Annotated in this window: 15 protein-coding genes; 9 read left to right on the forward strand and 6 right to left on the reverse strand. The window is 72.4% G+C overall.

Annotated elements, in window-relative coordinates; genetic code table 11:
- Genes ISOVA_RS09140 through ISOVA_RS09150 form a run of 3 tightly spaced genes read right to left on the reverse strand, consistent with a single transcriptional unit; the run spans window position 1 to window position 3,433 of the window.
- Window positions 1-1,365, reverse strand: a complete 1,365-nt coding sequence (locus tag ISOVA_RS09140) for a class II 3-deoxy-7-phosphoheptulonate synthase (protein WP_013838951.1) — start codon at window positions 1,363-1,365, stop codon at window positions 1-3.
- 13 nt (window positions 1,366-1,378) lie between these two features.
- Entirely contained in the window at window positions 1,379-2,605 is a 1,227-nt protein-coding gene (locus ISOVA_RS09145) for a pyrophosphate--fructose-6-phosphate 1-phosphotransferase (protein WP_013838952.1), read from the reverse strand.
- Between the two features lie 60 nt (window positions 2,606-2,665).
- Window positions 2,666-3,433, reverse strand: a complete 768-nt coding sequence (locus tag ISOVA_RS09150; protein WP_013838953.1) for a lysophospholipid acyltransferase family protein — start codon at window positions 3,431-3,433, stop codon at window positions 2,666-2,668.
- Window positions 3,434-3,517: 84 nt separating this feature from the next.
- On the opposite strand from ISOVA_RS09150, the gene ISOVA_RS15515 reads away from it, so the two are divergent.
- Window positions 3,518-4,084: a hypothetical protein gene (locus tag ISOVA_RS15515; RefSeq protein WP_013838954.1), complete on the forward strand. Its 567-nt coding sequence runs from the start codon at window positions 3,518-3,520 to the stop codon at window positions 4,082-4,084.
- A 52-nt stretch (window positions 4,085-4,136) separates the two neighbouring features.
- Here the strand turns inward: ISOVA_RS15515 and ISOVA_RS09160 are convergent, their stop codons facing one another.
- Window positions 4,137-5,081, reverse strand: a complete 945-nt coding sequence (locus tag ISOVA_RS09160; protein WP_013838955.1) for an ROK family glucokinase — start codon at window positions 5,079-5,081, stop codon at window positions 4,137-4,139.
- A 200-nt stretch (window positions 5,082-5,281) separates the two neighbouring features.
- Here ISOVA_RS09160 and ISOVA_RS09165 point away from each other — a divergent pair, with 200 nt between their 5' ends.
- Genes ISOVA_RS09165 through ISOVA_RS09175 form a run of 3 tightly spaced genes read left to right on the forward strand, consistent with a single transcriptional unit; the run spans window position 5,282 to window position 9,165 of the window.
- Window positions 5,282-7,096 carry an AMP-dependent synthetase/ligase gene (locus ISOVA_RS09165; RefSeq protein WP_013838956.1) on the forward strand — a complete coding sequence of 605 codons (1,815 nt, stop codon included), beginning with the start codon at window positions 5,282-5,284 and terminating at the stop codon, window positions 7,094-7,096.
- Window positions 7,097-7,156: 60 nt separating this feature from the next.
- Window positions 7,157-8,893, forward strand: a complete 1,737-nt coding sequence (locus tag ISOVA_RS09170) for a DEDD exonuclease domain-containing protein (RefSeq protein ID WP_013838957.1) — start codon at window positions 7,157-7,159, stop codon at window positions 8,891-8,893.
- On the forward strand, window positions 8,887-9,165 hold the full coding sequence (locus ISOVA_RS09175) for an Lrp/AsnC family transcriptional regulator (RefSeq protein WP_013838958.1): 279 nt from the start codon (window positions 8,887-8,889) through the stop codon (window positions 9,163-9,165). Before ISOVA_RS09170 ends, ISOVA_RS09175 begins: the two co-directional genes overlap by 7 nt.
- Before the next feature lie 36 nt (window positions 9,166-9,201).
- Here the strand turns inward: ISOVA_RS09175 and trpD are convergent, their stop codons facing one another.
- Both trpD and ISOVA_RS09185 read right to left on the reverse strand, forming a co-directional pair.
- A complete protein-coding gene (gene trpD / locus ISOVA_RS09180) occupies window positions 9,202-10,287 on the reverse strand; it encodes an anthranilate phosphoribosyltransferase (RefSeq protein WP_013838959.1) in 1,086 nt (361 codons plus the stop codon).
- A 67-nt stretch (window positions 10,288-10,354) separates the two neighbouring features.
- Window positions 10,355-10,762, reverse strand: a complete 408-nt coding sequence (locus tag ISOVA_RS09185; RefSeq protein WP_013838960.1) for a response regulator — start codon at window positions 10,760-10,762, stop codon at window positions 10,355-10,357.
- A 244-nt stretch (window positions 10,763-11,006) separates the two neighbouring features.
- On the opposite strand from ISOVA_RS09185, the gene ctaE reads away from it, so the two are divergent.
- From ctaE to ISOVA_RS09210, 5 genes are all read left to right on the forward strand, one after another.
- The gene (ctaE, locus tag ISOVA_RS09190) at window positions 11,007-11,660 is read left to right on the forward strand and encodes an aa3-type cytochrome oxidase subunit III (protein ID WP_081474837.1); all 654 of its coding nucleotides are present in this window, start codon (window positions 11,007-11,009) and stop codon (window positions 11,658-11,660) included.
- A 67-nt stretch (window positions 11,661-11,727) separates the two neighbouring features.
- On the forward strand, window positions 11,728-12,507 hold the full coding sequence (gene qcrC, locus ISOVA_RS09195) for a cytochrome bc1 complex diheme cytochrome c subunit (RefSeq protein ID WP_013838962.1): 780 nt from the start codon (window positions 11,728-11,730) through the stop codon (window positions 12,505-12,507).
- Window positions 12,504-13,559, forward strand: a complete 1,056-nt coding sequence (gene qcrA, locus ISOVA_RS09200; protein WP_013838963.1) for a cytochrome bc1 complex Rieske iron-sulfur subunit — start codon at window positions 12,504-12,506, stop codon at window positions 13,557-13,559. Before qcrC ends, qcrA begins: the two co-directional genes overlap by 4 nt.
- The gene (qcrB, locus tag ISOVA_RS09205) at window positions 13,556-15,253 is read left to right on the forward strand and encodes a cytochrome bc1 complex cytochrome b subunit (RefSeq protein ID WP_013838964.1); all 1,698 of its coding nucleotides are present in this window, start codon (window positions 13,556-13,558) and stop codon (window positions 15,251-15,253) included. Before qcrA ends, qcrB begins: the two co-directional genes overlap by 4 nt.
- A gap of 217 nt (window positions 15,254-15,470) precedes the next feature.
- Window positions 15,471-16,097 (forward strand): superoxide dismutase, encoded by a 627-nt coding sequence (locus ISOVA_RS09210; RefSeq protein ID WP_013838965.1) that lies wholly within the window; start codon window positions 15,471-15,473, stop codon window positions 16,095-16,097.
- Window positions 16,098-16,338: the final 241 nt, after the last annotated feature.

The following is a 16,338-nucleotide window of genomic DNA, read 5'->3' on the forward strand; positions in this document are numbered from 1 at the left end:
TCAGCGGCCGGTGAGCATCTCCGCGACCCGGAACGCCATCTCGAGCGACTGCTGGTGGTTGAGCCGCGGGTCCACGAGCGTCTCGTAGCGCAGCGCGAGGCCCTCGTCGGAGATCTCCTCGCTGCCGCCCAGCACCTCGGTCACGTCGTCGCCCGTGAGCTCCATGTGCAGGCCGCCCGGGACCGTGCCGAGCGCGCGGTGCACCTCGAAGAACCCGGTGACCTCGTCGAGCACGTCGCTGAACCGGCGCGTCTTGTAGCCGCTCGCCGAGGTGATCGTGTTGCCGTGCATCGGGTCGGTCACCCACGTCACGACGACGCCGGCGGCCGTGACCTTCTCGACCACGCCTGGCAGGACGTCCCGGACGCGGCCCGCTCCCATGCGCGTGACGAACGTCAGGCGGCCCGGCCGGTTCTCCGGGTTGAGCCGGGCGGCGAGCGCGATCGCGTCGTCGGGCGTCGTCGTCGGGCCGAGCTTGACGCCGACCGGGTTGGCGACGCGCGACAGGAAGTCGACGTGCGCGCCGTCGAGCTGGCGCGTGCGCTCGCCGATCCACAGGAAGTGCGCCGACGTGTCGTACGCCGCGCCCGTGCGCGCGTCGATCCGGGTCAGCGCCCGCTCGTAGTCGAGGATGAGCGCCTCGTGCGACAGGTAGAACTCGACCGTGCGCAGCGCGTCGAAGTCGGCGCCGCACGCCTCCATGAACCGGATCGCCCGGTCGATCTCCGTCGCGGTGCGCTCGTAGCGCGCGTACGCGGGGTTCTGCATGAACCCCTGGTTCCACTCGTGCACGCGGCGCAGGTCGGCGTAGCCGCCCTGGGTGAACGCGCGCACGACGTTGGCGGTGGCCGCCGAGATCCGGTACGCCTGCTCGAGGCGCCGCGGGTCAGGCGTGCGGTCCTCGGGCGTGAACGCGTGCCCGTTGACCATGTCGCCGCGGTAGGCGGGCAGCGTGACCCCGTCGCGCGTCTCGGTGTCCGACGAGCGCGGCTTGGCGTACTGCCCGGCCAGCCGGCCCATCTTCACCACCGGGGTGCTCGCCCCGTGCGTGAGGATCACGGCCATCTGCAGGATCGTGCGCACCTTGTTGCGGATGCGCGTCGCGTTCGCGTCGGCGAAGGTCTCGGCGCAGTCACCGCCCTGCAGGAGGAACGCCTCGCCGCGGGCCGCCGCGGCGAGGCGTTCCGTGAGCGTGTCCGCCTCCGACGGCACGACCAGCGGGGCGGCCACGGACAGCCGGCGCGCGACGGCGTCGAGCGCGTCGGCGTCGGGCCACGTGGGCTGCTGGCGCGCCTCGAGCGTCCGGAAGTGGTCGAGGCCCTCCGGTGCGTTGCTCGAGGTCGGGGTGTCGACGGCGGTGCTCATCGTGCGTCCCGCGTCAGTGCGCCGCGGGGGCGGCGGGCACGAGCGGCTGGCCGATGGACGACAGCATCTCGGCGAACCACTCCTGCGAGACGTCGAAGGCCTTGCCGCCGGCGATGCGCGGGAAGGCGATGGCCTTGAGGCGGCCGCCGTCCTCCTCGTCGTGGCCGATGACTCCCGGCTCCCCGCGCAGCGCGCACTCGACCGCGTAGTCGGTCATCGACTTGATGAGGCGCAGGTCCTCGGCGTTCGCGGCCGCGGCGCGCGAGTAGTAGCCCGACTTCTGGACCATGACCTTCTCGGCGCCCAGCTTCTCCGCGAACTGCTTGGCGAACCACTGGCCCGGGTTGATCGTGTCGAGCTTGACGTGGCCGAACGGGTCGCGCTGGACCTCCTCGCCGGCCGCCTCGAGCTGGGCCACGATCTCGTGCATGCCCGCGCCCTCGGACAGGAAGATGTTGACGTTGCCGATCTCGTCCATGACGCCCTTGAGGCGCTCCGCCTCGGCGTCGATGTCGATCGCGAGCTCGGGAAGGAACACGGCGTGGACGTCCCAGCGCTCGCGCGTGAGGCCGAGGGACGGCACCCACTCCTGCCCGTCGAGCCACGTGCGGTACTCGGCGGCGGCCGCGGCGGTGAGCCAGCCGCAGTGGCGCCCCATGACCTCGTGCACGATGAGCATGCGCGGGCCCGAGCGGTGCTCGCCGATGATGTTCGCCGCGAACCCGGCGGCCTCCTCGGCCGCGGTCCACGCGCCGAGCGACTGACGGATCGGCACGACGTCGTTGTCGATCGTCTTCGGCAGGCCCACGACGGTGAGCTCGTAGCCGTTCTCGTGCAGGTAGGCAGCGAGGTCGGCCGCGGTCGTGTTGGTGTCGTCGCCGCCGATCGTGTGCAGGACGTCGACGCCGTCGGCCTTGAGCTGCTCGGCCGCGACGTGCAGCGGGTCCTGACCCTCGGCGACCAGGCCACGCTTGACGCAGTCGGCGGCGTTGGTCAGCTTGACGCGCGAGTTGCCGATCGGCGAGCCGCCGAACCGGTGCAGCACGCCCGCCTTCTTGCGGCCCTCGTCGTCGACCACGATCTTGGTGCCGGTCAGCAGGCCGTGGTAGCCGTACTGGTAGGCGATGATCTCGATCGAGGGGTCGAGCTCGGTGTACCGCTCGATGAGGCCGCCGACGGCGGACGACAGGCAGGGGGCGAAGCCGCCGGCGGTCAGGAGAGCCACGCGACGAACCGACATGAGGGGCTACCTCTCGTTTGGGGGACGAACAGCCCTCTCATCCTATGAGCAGCGCGAGGGCTACCGGGCGTCCGTCTCACCGGCCGCCGGGGGCGTCGGGGGTGTCGGGGACGCCGCGGGGCGGCCGGGCTTGGCGTCGATCGGCAGTCCCGCGGCGATGCGCGCCTTGGCGGTCGCGGCGTAGACGTCGACGTACTCCTGGTCGCTCAGGCGCAGGATCGCGTACATGATCTCGTCGGTCACCGAGCGCAGGACGAAGCGGTCGTTCTCCATGCCCTTGTACCGGCTGAAGTCGAGCGGCTCGCCGATGACGACGCCGATCGGCATGGGCTTGGGGATGACCTTGCCGAGCGGCTGCGCGACGTCGGTGCCCACCATCGCGACCGGGATCACGGGGGCGCCGGACTCGAGCGCGAGGCGTGCGACGCCCGTCTTCCCGCGGTAGAGCCGCCCGTCGGGGCTGCGGGTGCCCTCGGGGTAGATGCCGAAGAGCTCGCCCTCGGCCAGGACCCGCAGGCCCGTGCGCAGGGCGGCCTCGCTGGCCTTGCCGCCCGACCTGTCGACCGGGATGGTGCCGACACCGCGCATGAAGCCCGCCACGAGCCGGCCCTTGACGCCGGTGCCCGTGAAGTAGTCGGACTTGCCCAGGAACTGGACCTGCCGCTCGAGCACGAGCGGGAGCACGAACGAGTCGATGACGGCGAGGTGGTTGCTCGCGAGGATCGCACCGCCGGTGGCGGGGACGTTCTCGACGCCCTTGGTCCACGGGCGGAAGGCCAGCCGGAGCAACGGCCCGACCAGCACGTGCTTCATCACCCAGTAGAACAACGGTCCTCCTCGCCGACCCCGTGCGGGCACGCTCCGGCACCGCGCCGGCACCCCAAGCGTCGCAGACGACAATAGAGTGAACCCATGGCCGCACCGAACCCGGACTCCGGAGACCTCGGCGACCGCGACGAGCCCGACCGGGCGGCGACGCCGTCGCCCGAGCCGCTCGCGGACGAGGACGTCGAGGCACGCTGGGCCGAGATCGTCGACCGGCTCGGCGAGCCGGACGTGCCCGGCGACGCGGGGCGCGCCGACGACGACGCCGACCGTGACGGCGGTCCCGCCGACACGGCCCGCCTCGTCGTGCCCGTGACGCCCGAGCCGCAGGCGCGGCCCGCCGGCCCGCGCGACTGGCCCACGACGCCGGAGGTCGAGGCGCTGGAGGAGGCCGACAGCCACTTCACGCCGCCCGAGCCCGAGCCGGTGCTGTCGCACGACCCGCTGATGACGCTCGCGTGGACGCTCGCGGTCGGCGTCCCGGTGCTCACGGTGCTGGGCGTCGTGCTGCGCTCGCCCGTGCCCGCGGTCGCCCTGCCGTCCTGGCTGGGGCCGCTCGGCGGGGCGCTGTTCGTCGGGGCCGTCGCGGTGCTCGTCTGGCGCATGCCGCACCGGCGCGACCCGGACGACACCGACCCGGGCGCCGTCGTCTGACCCCCGCGCGGCCGCCGCCCGTGCCGGCGCCGGCACGGGCGTGCGCCGGCGCTCAGCGCCGGGCCAGGTCGGCCGCGCCCACGATGCCCGCCTCGTTGCCGTGCTCGGCGAGTTCGATCTGGGCGACCGGGCGGTGCCCGAGCGCGGAGAGCTGGGACTCGTAGGCCTTGCGGATCGGCGTGAGCAGCAGCTCGCCCGCGGCGCCGACGCCGCCGCCCACGACGATGAGCTCGGGGTCCAGCAGCGCGGCGACGGACGCGGCGCCCTCGCCCACCCAGCGCCCGAGGTTGGCCAGGAGCTCGACCGAGAGCTCGTCGCCCTCCTTGGCGGCCGTGGTGACCATGGGGCCGGTGACGGCGTCCGCGTCGCCGCCCGCGAGCGCGAGCAGGCGCCCGGCGCGGTGCGGCTGGGCGATCACGGCGTGGCGGGCGTCGCGCGTCAGGGCGCTGCCCGACGCGTACTGCTCCCAGCAGCCCTCGTGGCCGCAGCCGCAGTAGTGCCCGCCCGGCACGACGCGCATGTGGCCGACCTCGGCCGCCACGCCCCACTTGCCGCGCACGAGCTCGCGGTCGACGACGATCGCGCCGCCGAGCCCGGTGCCGACGGTGAGCATGAGCATGTCCGTCGCGTCGCGCGCGGCGCCGAAGCGGAACTCGGCCCACCCGGCGGCGTTGGCGTCGTTCTCGACGACGATCGGGACGTCGAGGTCGAGCAGCGCACCGACGCGGGCGGCGAGCGGGTACTCGCGCCACGCGATGTTGGGCGCGAAGAGGACCGAGGTGCGGTCCGGGCTCACGAAGCCGGCGGCGGCGAGGCCGATCGCGCCGACCTCGTGCTCCTTGGCCAGCTCGGCGCAGGCGTCGGCGATCGCACGGTCGATGCCCGCCACGTCGTCGGCGTCGGTGTCGCGGCGGACCTGGGCGAGGATCTTGCCGGCCTCGTCCACCACGCCCACGGCGATCTTGGTGCCGCCGATGTCGACTCCGATGGCGTGCATGCGTACGTCCTCACGATTCTCCGTCGGGACCGCCGCGCACGGCGGCGGAAGGGACTGCGCGATCGGCGCGCTGGGGCCAGACTAGTCATGCCGGAGCGCGCGCGTGCCGACCGGTCCGGATCCCGGTGAGGACTGTCACACGGCGGGCCTGAGACCCGGTATCGTGACGGCCACGGACCAGCCCTGCCAGTGGAGTCAGCATGGACGAGATCACCATCCCGCAGCTCGTGGAGCTGCCCCCGACGTCGAACATGAACGACGTCCTCGCGCAGCGCGTCGCCAAGGACCCCGCCGCGACGATCATCGAGCGCACCGACGGCGCCGGCGGGTGGACGCCCCTGACGGGTGCGGCGTTCGACGCCGAGGTCGTCGCGGTGGCGAAGGGGCTGGTCGCCAAGGGGGTCGAGCCGGGCGACGCCGTCGGCATCATGTCGAAGACGCGGTACGAGTGGACGCTCCTCGACTTCGCCGCGTGGGCGGCCGGCGCGGTCCCCGTGCCCATCTACGAGACGTCGTCGGCCGAGCAGGTCCAGTGGATCCTCACCGACGCCGACGTGCGGCTGCTGGTGGTCGAGACGCCGGATCACGCGGCGACCGTGGCCGAGGTGTCCGACGACGCGCCCGCGCTGCGCGAGGTGCTGACGATCGACCAGGGCGGGATCGACGCGCTCGTCGCCGCGGGCGCGGACGTGCCGGACGACGAGATCGCCCGCCGCCGCGCGCTCGCGAACCTCGACGACCTGGCCACGATCATCTACACCTCGGGCACCACGGGCCGCCCGAAGGGCGCCGAGCTGACGCACGGCAACTTCGCCTCGCTCGCGGTCAACGCGGTCGAGGCCGTCCCGACCGTGTTCACCGAGGGCGGCCGCACGCTGCTCTTCCTGCCCCTCGCGCACGTGTTCGCGCGCTTCGTCGAGGTGCTCGCGATCGCCGCCGGCACGGTGCTCGGGCACTGGGGCGACCTCAAGACCGTCACGGCGGGCCTGGAGTCGTTCCGCCCGACGTACATCCTCGCGGTCCCGCGCGTGTTCGAGAAGGTCTACAACTCGGCCGAGCAGAAGGCCGCGGCCGGCGGCAAGCTCAAGATCTTCCACTGGGCGGCGGCGACGGCGATCGAGTGGTCGCGCGCCCTCGACACCCCCAAGGGGCCGTCGCTCTGGCTGAACGTGCAGCACAAGGTCGCGGACAAGCTCGTCTACAGCAAGCTGCGGGCGGTCCTCGGCGGCCAGGCGAGGCACGCCGTCTCCGGCGGCGGCCCGCTCGGCGAGCGCCTGGGGCACTTCTTCCGCGGCCTGGGCCTCACGGTGCTCGAGGGCTACGGGCTCACGGAGTCGACCGCGCCGACGTCCGTCAACCGGCCCGACGCGACGAAGATCGGCACCGTCGGGACGCAGCTGCCCGGGTGCGGCGTCAAGCTCGCGCCCGACGGCGAGATCCTGCTGCGCGGCATCCACATCTTCCGCGGCTACCACAACAACCCCGAGGCCACGGCCGAGGCGTTCGACGGCGAGTGGTTCCGCACGGGCGACCTCGGCACGCTCGACGACGACGGCTTCCTCACCATCACGGGGCGCAAGAAGGAGATCATCGTCACCGCGGCGGGCAAGAACGTCGCGCCGGCGGTGCTCGAGGACCGCATCCGCGCGCACGCGCTCGTCAGCCAGTGCGTCGTCGTGGGCGACAACCGCCCGTTCATCGGCGCGCTCGTCACGCTCGACGCCGAGGGGCTGCCGGGCTGGCTCAAGATGCACGGCAAGCCGGAGATGACGCCCGCGCAGGCGAAGGACGACCCGGACGTCCTCGCCGCGCTCGACGCCGCCGTCGCGCGGGCCAACAAGGCCGTGTCGAAGGCCGAGTCGATCCGCAAGTTCGCGGTGCTCGACGGCGACCTGACGATCGAGAACGGCTACCTGACGCCGAAGCAGAGCGTGCGCCGCCACGTGTTCGTCAAGGACTTCGCGGCGGAGATCGACAAGCTCTACGAGGACACCCGCGAGACGTCCGCCCGCTGACGAGGGCGCTCGACCCGGCGCACGGGGGGCGTGTCGGTAGGTCCGGATACGGTCCGGGCCATGCCGAGCACGTCCCCCGTCGTCGTCCAGCCGTCCTTCGAGGAGCTGGGGACGCCGCTGCGGGACGTGACGTTCGTCGTCGTCGACCTCGAGACGACGGGCGGGCGCACCGAGGACTCGGGCATCACGGAGATCGGCGCGGTGAAGGTCCGCGGCGGCGAGGTCCTCGGCGAGCTGCAGTCGCTCGTCAACCCGGGCCACCCCGTGCCGGCGTTCGTCGCCCGGCTCACGGGCATCACGACGGCGATGGTCGCCACCGCCCCCGACCTCGCCCTCGTGCTGCCGAGCTTCCTGGAGTTCGCGCGCGGGTCCGTGCTCGTGGCGCACAACGCCCCGTACGACGTCGGCTTCCTGCGCGCGGCGTGCGAGCGCCTCGGGTACCCGTGGCCGGGCTTCCGCGTCGTCGACACGGTGCCGCTGGCGCGCCGCGTCGTCACCCGCGACGAGGCCCCCAACCACAAGCTGTCCACGCTCGCGGCGCTCTTCCGCGCCCGCACGACGCCGCAGCACCGCGCGCTCGCCGACGCGCGCGCGACGGTCGACGTGCTCCACGGCCTGCTCGAGCGCCTCGCGCCGCTGGGCGTGACGCACCTCGAGGACCTCGCGACCGCCGCCGACCCGGTGCCGCCCGAGGTGCGGCGCAAGCGCCACCTCGCCGACGGGCTGCCGGACGCCCCGGGCGTCTACCTGTTCCGCGGCCCGGGCGACGAGGTCCTCTACGTCGGCACCTCGACCAACATCCGCAAGCGCGTGCGCACGTACTTCACGGCGGGCGAGAAGCGCCGCCGCATCACCGAGATGGTGCGCATCGCGCACGCCGTCACTCCCGTGGTGTGCGCGACGCCGCTCGAGGCGCAGGTGCGCGAGCTGCGGCTCATCACCGAGCACGCGCCCCGGTACAACCGCCGCTCGAAGCACCCGGAGCGCCACGCCTGGGTCCGGCTGACCGACGAGCCGTACCCGCGGCTGTCGGTGGTCCGTGACGTGCGGGACGGGACGCCGCACATCGGTCCGTTCGGGTCGCGGCGCGCCGCGCAGGACGCGGTCGACGCGCTGCACGACGCCCTGCCGCTGCGGCAGTGCACGGCCCGGCTGCCCCGCGTCGCGCGGGTCGCGGGCAGCCCGTGCGCGCTGGCGGGCATGGGGCGCTGCTCGGCCCCGTGCACGACGACGCAGGGCCCGGACGACGCGTACGCGGAGGTCGCGCGGGTCGCGGCCGAGGCGCTCACGGGCGACCCGTCGCCCGTCGTGCGGGCGCTGTCCGAGCGCATCGCGCGGCTCGCCGCCGAGCAGCGCTACGAGGAGGCCGGCCACGTCACGGCCCGGCTGCGGGCGTTCGTGCAGGGGGCCGGGCGGGCGCAGCGCCTCGCGCCGCTCGCGCGGTGCGCCGAGATCGTCGCCGCCCGTGCGACGGCGTCGGGCGGCTGGGAGCTCGTCGTCGTCAAGCACGGGCGGCTCGCCGCGACGGCCGTGACCCGCCCCGACGAGGACCCGCTGCCCGTGGTGGACGCCCTGCGCGCGACGGCGGAGGCGGTCGAGCCGCCGGTCCCGCCGGCCCCGGCGTGCCACCCCGAGGAGGCGGCGCTCGTCCTCGGCTGGCTCGACCAGCCCGGGACCCGCCTGGTGCACGTGAGCGACCCGTGGGCCTGCCCGGTGCGGTCCGCGGCCGCGCACGCGGACCTGGCGTGGGCGTCCGGCGAGGTCAGGGCCCGCGTGGCTACGATGGCCGCATGCTGACCGCGATCGTGCTCATCGACACCGAACCGGACCGCATCCCCGAGGTCGCGAACGAGGTGACCGAGCTCAAGGGCGTGAGCGAGGTCTACTCCGTCACGGGCAAGGCCGACCTCGTCGCCATGGTGCGCGTCCGCGAGCACGACGCGCTGGCGACCGTCATCGCGGACGGCATCTCCAAGGTCCCGGGCGTGCTGCGCACCGAGACGCTCATCGCGTTCCGCACCTACTCGAGCGTCGACCTCGAGCAGGCGTTCGCCCTCGGCCTGGACTGATCCGGGGCGCGACCGCGCGCCCGCACCCCCGGCGCGTCAGCGGGACGAGGCCTCGGCCCACCGGCGGAGCACGTCGGCCGCGGCGCCGTCGTCGACGCTGCGCGCGGCGTGCTCGAGGCCGGCCTGCAGGCGCTCGACGAGCGATCCCGACGCGGTGCCGGACAGGCGGCCGTCGGCGACCAGCGCGGCGGCCGCGTTGAGCAGGACCGTCTCGCGGACGGCCCCGTGCGCGCCGTCGAGCAGGTCGCGCGCCACCGCGGCGTTGTGCACCGCGTCGGCGCCCCGCAGGTCCTCGACGCGGATGCGCTGCAGCCCCAGGTCGGCGGCGGCGTCGAGCCGCTGCTCGGTGACGTCGCCGTCACGCACCTCCCACACGGTCGCGCCGCCCGTCGCCGCGAGCTCGTCGAGCCCGTCGTCGCCGCGGAAGACGAGGGCCTGCGTCCCGCGCGCGGCGAACACGCCGGCCATCTTCGGCGCCATGACGGGGTCGGCGCAGCCGACCGCCGTCGCGCGCGGCTGGGCCGGGTTCGTCAGCGGGCCGAGGAAGTTGAACACCGTCGGGATGCCGAGGTCCTTGCGCGCGACGCCGGCGTGCCGCATCGACGGGTGGAACACCTGCGCGAAGCAGAAGGTGATGCCGACCTCGTCGGCGAGCTCGGCGACCCGCTCCGGCGGGTGGTCGAGCCGGATCCCGAGCGCCTCGAGGACGTCGGCCGAGCCGGACGACGACGACGCCGCGCGGTTGCCGTGCTTGACGACGCGCACGCCGGCGCCGGCGAGCACGATCGCCGCCATCGTGGAGACGTTCACGGTGTGCGCGCGGTCGCCGCCGGTGCCGACGATGTCCACCGACGGGCCCTCGACCTCCAGGCGCCGGGCGTGCCCGAGCATCGCGTCGGCGAGCGCGGTGAGCTCGGTGACCGTGACGCCCTTGGCGCGCAGCCCCACGAGGAAGCCCGCGAGCCGCACCGGCGAAACCTCGCCGGACATGACCTCGTCCATGGCCCACGCCGCCTGCTCGGCCGTGAGGTCCTGGCCCTGCACGAGCTGCGTGAGCAGCTCCGGCCAGGTCGCGACGGCGGGGGCCGGCGGGGCGGAGGGCGTGGCGTCGGTGCTGGGCACGGCGTTCCTTCGGTGGGGGTCGGGCGTGGTGGCGCTCCCGGCCGGCCGGGGCCGACGGGGCGCGCGGTCAGGACAGGAGGGAGGAGACGGCCTTCTGCAGCTCGAAGGCGTCGAGCGGCCGCGACACGACCGCGTCGGCGAGCGACCACGACGCGAGCCACGCGTCCTCGGCCCGCGCCGTGAGCACGAGCACGGGCGGGCACTCGTACACCTCGTTCTTCAGCTGGCGGCACAGCCCCATGCCGCCGGCCTTGTCGGCCTCGCCGTCGAGCACGAGCAGGTCCCACGCCTTGCCGTCGGCCGCGGCGACCACGGCGCTCGGCGTGGCCACCTCGGTCCACGCGATCTCGGGTTCGTGCGCTCCCAGGCGCGGCCCGACGGCCAGGCGCACCTGCTCGCGCACCGTCCGGTCGTCGCTGTAGAGCAGGACACGGGGACCGGGCTGCGCCGTCCGGTCCGTCGCGTGGTCCGACATGTGCATCGCCTCCGCAGACGCGTGGGGTGGGACCCGGCCGGCCGGCGCGGGTCTCGACGGTGTTTGCTGGCATCGTGGCACACCCGCGTCACCTCGGTCAGCCCGATCTCGTGGCGTTTTCGTGGCACTCTGCGCCGATACGTCAGATCGCGACGGCCGAGTGGCGAGATTCCGCAGATTCTGTGGATGAGATCCCCACGAACGACGCCACCGGGTGGCTCGGACCGGCCTGTTGTCAGCAATAATGGCTCACGTGTCGACCGCAACGGCTGCTGCCCCCCATGCCCACCAGCACGTGAGCGTCAACCGTCCGAACCCGGTGTCGGTCGGGACGATCGTGTGGCTCGCGAGCGAGCTGATGTTCTTCGCGGGCCTGTTCGCGATGTACTTCACCGTGCGCTCCGTGATGCCCGACGCCGAGTGGGCCGCGGAGACCGAGAAGCTGAACCTGACGTTCGCCGCGATCAACACCACGGTCCTGGTGCTGTCGTCGGTGACGTGCCAGTTCGGCGTGTGGGCGGCGGAGCGGTTCCAGCCCGTGCGGACGGGCTCGCTGCTGCAGGTCAACCGTTGGGGCATGAACGAGTGGATGACGCTGACCTACCTCATGGGCGCGTTCTTCATCGGCGGGCAGATCTTCGAGTACGCCGAGCTCGTGCACCACGGCGTGACGCTGTCGTCGAGCGCCTACGGCTCGGTCTTCTACCTGACGACGGGCTTCCACGGCCTGCACGTCGTGGGCGGTCTGATCGCGTTCCTGTTCCTGCTCGGCCGCTCGTTCGCCGCCCGGAACTTCGGCCACCACGAGGCGACCACCGGCATCGTCACGTCGTACTACTGGCACTTCGTCGACGTGGTGTGGATCGCGCTCTTCGCCGTCATCTACCTCCTGCGCTGACCGTCGCCGGCGGCGAGCCGGCACCTCCTGACCCTGCACCTTCCATCTGCGAGACGAGGATCATTTCGTGAAGGCACTCGCCGCCCGCAGGCACCACCGGGCCGCCCCGGTCGTGCTGCTGCTGCTGGCGCTGCTGGTCACGGGCGGCGTCTACGCCGTCCTTGCCCCGAGTCCGGCCACCGCCGACACCGCCAGCACCGCGGACATCGAGACCGGGAAGAAGCTCTTCCAGGCCAACTGCGCCACCTGCCACGGCCCCAACGCCGAGGGCACGTCCGAGGTGCCGTCCCTCGTGGGCGTGGGCGCCGCCGCGGTCGACTTCCAGGTCTCGACCGGCCGCATGCCCATGCAGATGAACGGTCCGCAGGCCCAGGACAAGCCGCGCCAGATGAACGAGGAGCAGACGGCGGCCCTCGCCGCCTACGTCGCCTCGCTCGGCCCGGGCCCGGCGATCCCCACGGACGAGCAGGTCGACCCGGCTCTCGGCGACGCCTCCAACGGCGCCCTGCTTTTCCGCACCAACTGCGCCATGTGCCACAACGCCGTGGGTGCGGGCGGTGCGCTGTCCGAGGGCAAGTGGGCGCCCGCGCTGTGGGACGTCTCGGAGCGCAACATCTACCAGGCCATGGTGACCGGCCCGCAGTCGATGCCGGTCTTCAACGACGCCAACATCACGCCGGAGGAGAAGCGGGACATCATCGCGTTCCTCGTCGAGCAGCGTGAGGGCTCGGCGGGCGGCATCAGCCTCGGCTCCCTCGGTCCCGTGAGCGAGGGCGTCTGGGCCTGGGTCGTCGGCATGGGCCTCCTCATCGGCGCCGCAGTGTGGATCGGAGCGAAGTCCTCGTGAGCCAGAACGTCAACCCCAAGCCGTCGCAGGACGTCACCGCGGCGGGCAACGGGACCACGACGCACCCCGACCGGTTCGTCGACCCGGGCCTCCCGGAGCACAAGCCGCGCCTGGCCGACATCGACCCGAAGGCCGCGAAGCGCAACGAGCGCATCGTCGTCCTGCTCTTCGTGCTGTCGATCCTCGGCACGATTGGCACCGTCGTCGCCTACTTCGCCGTGCGCCCCGACGGCACGACCGCGGGCACCCGTCTCTCGACCGTGCTCCTCGGCGTGGGCATGGCCGTCTCCCTGCTCGGCCTCGGGTTCGGGGCCGTGCACTGGGCCAAGACCCTCATGTCGAACCACGAGCACATCGAGGAGCGGCACGACAGCCGCAGCTCCGACGAGGTGCGCACCGTCGTCGCGCAGGCCTTCAAGGACGGCTACGAGGACTCGGGCCTCCCGCGCCGCGGCGTGCTCAAGGGCGCCGTCGTCTCGGCCCTCGCCCTGTTCCCGCTCACCATCGCCGTGCCGCTCGTCTCGAGCGTGGGCGGCGACTGGAACGTCGGCAAATTCCGCCACACCCTCTGGAAGACCGGCACGCGCCTGGCCTACGACCCCTCGGGTCGGCCCATCAAGGCCGCCGACCTCACCGTCGGCTCCGTCGCCCACGTCATCCCCGACGTCGACGAGGAGATGCGCGAGTCGCACGAGTGGATCACCGAGAAGTCGAAGGCCGTCGTCCTCCTGGTCCGGCTCAACCCGCAGGACCTCAAGGCCGACCAGTCGCCCGAGGGCGAGACCTGGTCGTACGACGGCATCGTCGCCTACTCGAAGATCTGCACCCACGTCGGCTGCCCGGTCGCCCTGTACGAGCAGCAGACGCACCACCTGCTGTGCCCGTGCCACCAGTCGACCTTCGACATCTCCGACGGTGCCAAGGTCGTGTTCGGCCCGGCGAACCGGCCGCTGCCCCAGCTGCCGATCACGGTCGACGACGAGGGCTACCTCGTGGCGCAGGACGACTTCGCCGAGCCCATCGGCCCGAGCTACTGGGAGCGCCTGAAGTGAGCACCACGACCCACTCCCCCGAGGCGACCACACCGATCGGCAAGGCCGCCGACTACCTGGACCAGCGGACCAAGGTCGGGGTCCTGACCAAGCAGCTCGTCCGCAAGGTTTTCCCGGACCACTGGTCGTTCATGCTGGGCGAGATCGCGCTCTTCTCGTTCGTGATCCTGATCCTGTCCGGGTTCTTCCTCACGATGTTCTTCGAGCCGTCGATGGCGCTCACGCACTACCACGGCGAGGGCCCGGCCTCGATGCAGGGCCAGCTCATGTCGGTCGCGTTCGCGTCGACGCTCGACCTGTCGTTCGAGGTGCGCGGCGGTCTGCTCATGCGGCAGATCCACCACTGGTCCGCGCTCGTCTTCATGGCCGGCATCGTCGTCCACATGATGCGCGTGTTCTTCACGGGCGCCTTCCGCAAGCCGCGCGAGATCAACTGGCTCGTCGGCGTGACGATGCTCATCCTCGGTCTGGCCGCCGGCTTCACCGGCTACTCGCTGCCCGACGACGTCCTGTCCGGCAACGGCCTGCGCATCACCGACGGCGTGGTCAAGTCGATCCCCGTGATCGGCTCGTACATGTCGTACTTCATCTTCGGTGGCGAGTTCCCGGGCGAGCACATCATCCCGCGCCTGTTCACGCTGCACATCCTGGTCGTGCCGGCGCTGCTGCTCGCGCTCATCGGCCTGCACCTGTTCCTCATGGTGCTCAACAAGCACACGCAGTACCCGGGCGGCGGCCGCACCGACCGGAACGTCGTCGGCTCCCCCGCGGTCCCGGCGTTCGCCACGAAGATGGGTGGCAACTTCTTCATCATCTTCGGCGTGCTGGCCCTCATGGGCGGCACGATGGCGATCAACAACGTCTGGAACTACGGGCCCTACGACCCCTCGCCGGTCTCCGCCGGCGCCCAGCCCGACTGGTACATGCTGTTCCTCGAGGGATCGCTGCGTCTCATGCCCGGCCAGGGCACCGAGTGGGTCATCGCCGGGTACACGCTCTCGCTGAACGTGCTCATCCCCGCGGTGGTCGTCCCCGGCCTGCTCTTCACGTTCCTGTTCGCCTACCCGTTCATCGAGGCGAAGGTCACGGGCGACACCCGCGAGCACCACGTGCTCGACCGTCCGCGCAACGTCCCGGTCCGTACGGGCCTCGGCGTGGCCTTCCTGACGGCCTTCGTCATCCTGGCCGTCGCGGGCTCGAACGACCTCGTGGCGACGCACTTCGATATGTCCCTCAACGCGATCACGTGGGTGCTGCGGATCCTGTTCTTCGTCGGCCCGGTCTTCGCCTTCTGGGTCACCAAGCGGATCTGCCTGGGCCTGCAGCGCAAGGACCGCGAGCTCGTGCTCCACGGGCACGAGACGGGCCGCATCGTGCGCTTCGCGAACGGCGAGTACATCGAGGTCCACCGCCCGCTCGACGAGCAGGAGCGCTGGCTGCGCGTCAACTACGAGGCGCACCGGCCCCTCGAGATCGCGCCGGCCACGGATGCGCGCGGTGTCCGTCGCAAGGGCTACAAGGTCGACCGTCTGTGGCAGCGCCTGTCGCGGTTCTTCTTCGAGGACCGCGTCGAGCCGGTGACGCCCGCCGAGCTCGCGGCCGCTCACGCCCACGGCGAGCACGACGAGATCGAGGCGCACCACGGCACTCCCGAGCTGGTCTCGGGGTCCGGAAACGTCGAGCGGGAGCGCTGAGACTCCTGCAGGCTAGGACGGTGGCCCGTGCACCTCGACCCCGCTCGTGCGGGAGCGGTGCGCGGGTCACCGTCGTTCTCGGGTGGTGCCGGCGCCGCGGGCCGGCGGTCCGCGGCGCCGGCACCACGACGACCGGTGAGTTCGTCCGGTCCGGTACGACGACGTCCCCGCCGCACGCCTGCCGTGGCGTGCGGCCCGATCGAGGAGGTACCTCAGCATGGCTGTCTACACGCTCCCTGACCTCACCTACGACTACGGTGCGCTCGAGCCCCACATCTCGGGCAAGATCATGGAGCTGCACCACTCGAAGCACCACAACACGTACGTGACGGGCGCGAACACCGCGCTCGAGAAGCTCGAGGAGGCGCGCGACAAGGGCGACCTCGCCTCGGTCAACCTCCACGAGAAGAACCTCGCGTTCAACCTCGGCGGCCACGTCAACCACTCGGCGTTCTGGACGAACCTCTCCCCCGAGGGCGGCGGCGAGCCGACCGGCGAGATCGGCGCCGCGATCGACGAGCACTTCGGCTCCTTCGAGAAGTTCAAGGCGCACTTCACCGCCGTCGCGACGGGCGTGCAGGGCTCCGGCTGGGCGATCCTCGCGTGGGACTCGATCGGCCAGAAGCTCGTCATCGTCCAGCTGTACGACCAGCAGGGCAACATCACGCTCGGCCTCACGCCCATCGTGCTGCTCGACTGCTGGGAGCACGCCTACTACCTCGACTACCTCAACGTCCGCCCCGACTACATCAAGGCGTGGTGGAACATCGTCAACTGGGCCGACGCCGAGGAGCGCCTCCAGCGGGCCAGGACGCAGACCGCGGGCCTGATCGTCCCCGCCTGAGCTTCCCGTCCCAGAAACGCCTCAGGGCCCCGCACGCGACGCGTGCGGGGCCCTGTCGCATCTCCCCGCGGATGGGACCCTCCCCTGAGGTCGACGGCTACCACGCCGGCACGTACGTCTCCGTTCGTCGCCGAAGCGCGCCGGGAGGGCGACCTTCAGGGACGGACGTGCGCGGCCGCGGTGCCGGCGTCGGGCACGTGCGGCTCCGTTCGTCGCCGACAGGCATCGGGAGGGCGACGTT

The sequence above is a fragment of the Isoptericola variabilis 225 genome, assembly GCF_000215105.1.
GTDB lineage: Bacteria > Actinomycetota > Actinomycetes > Actinomycetales > Cellulomonadaceae > Isoptericola > Isoptericola variabilis_A.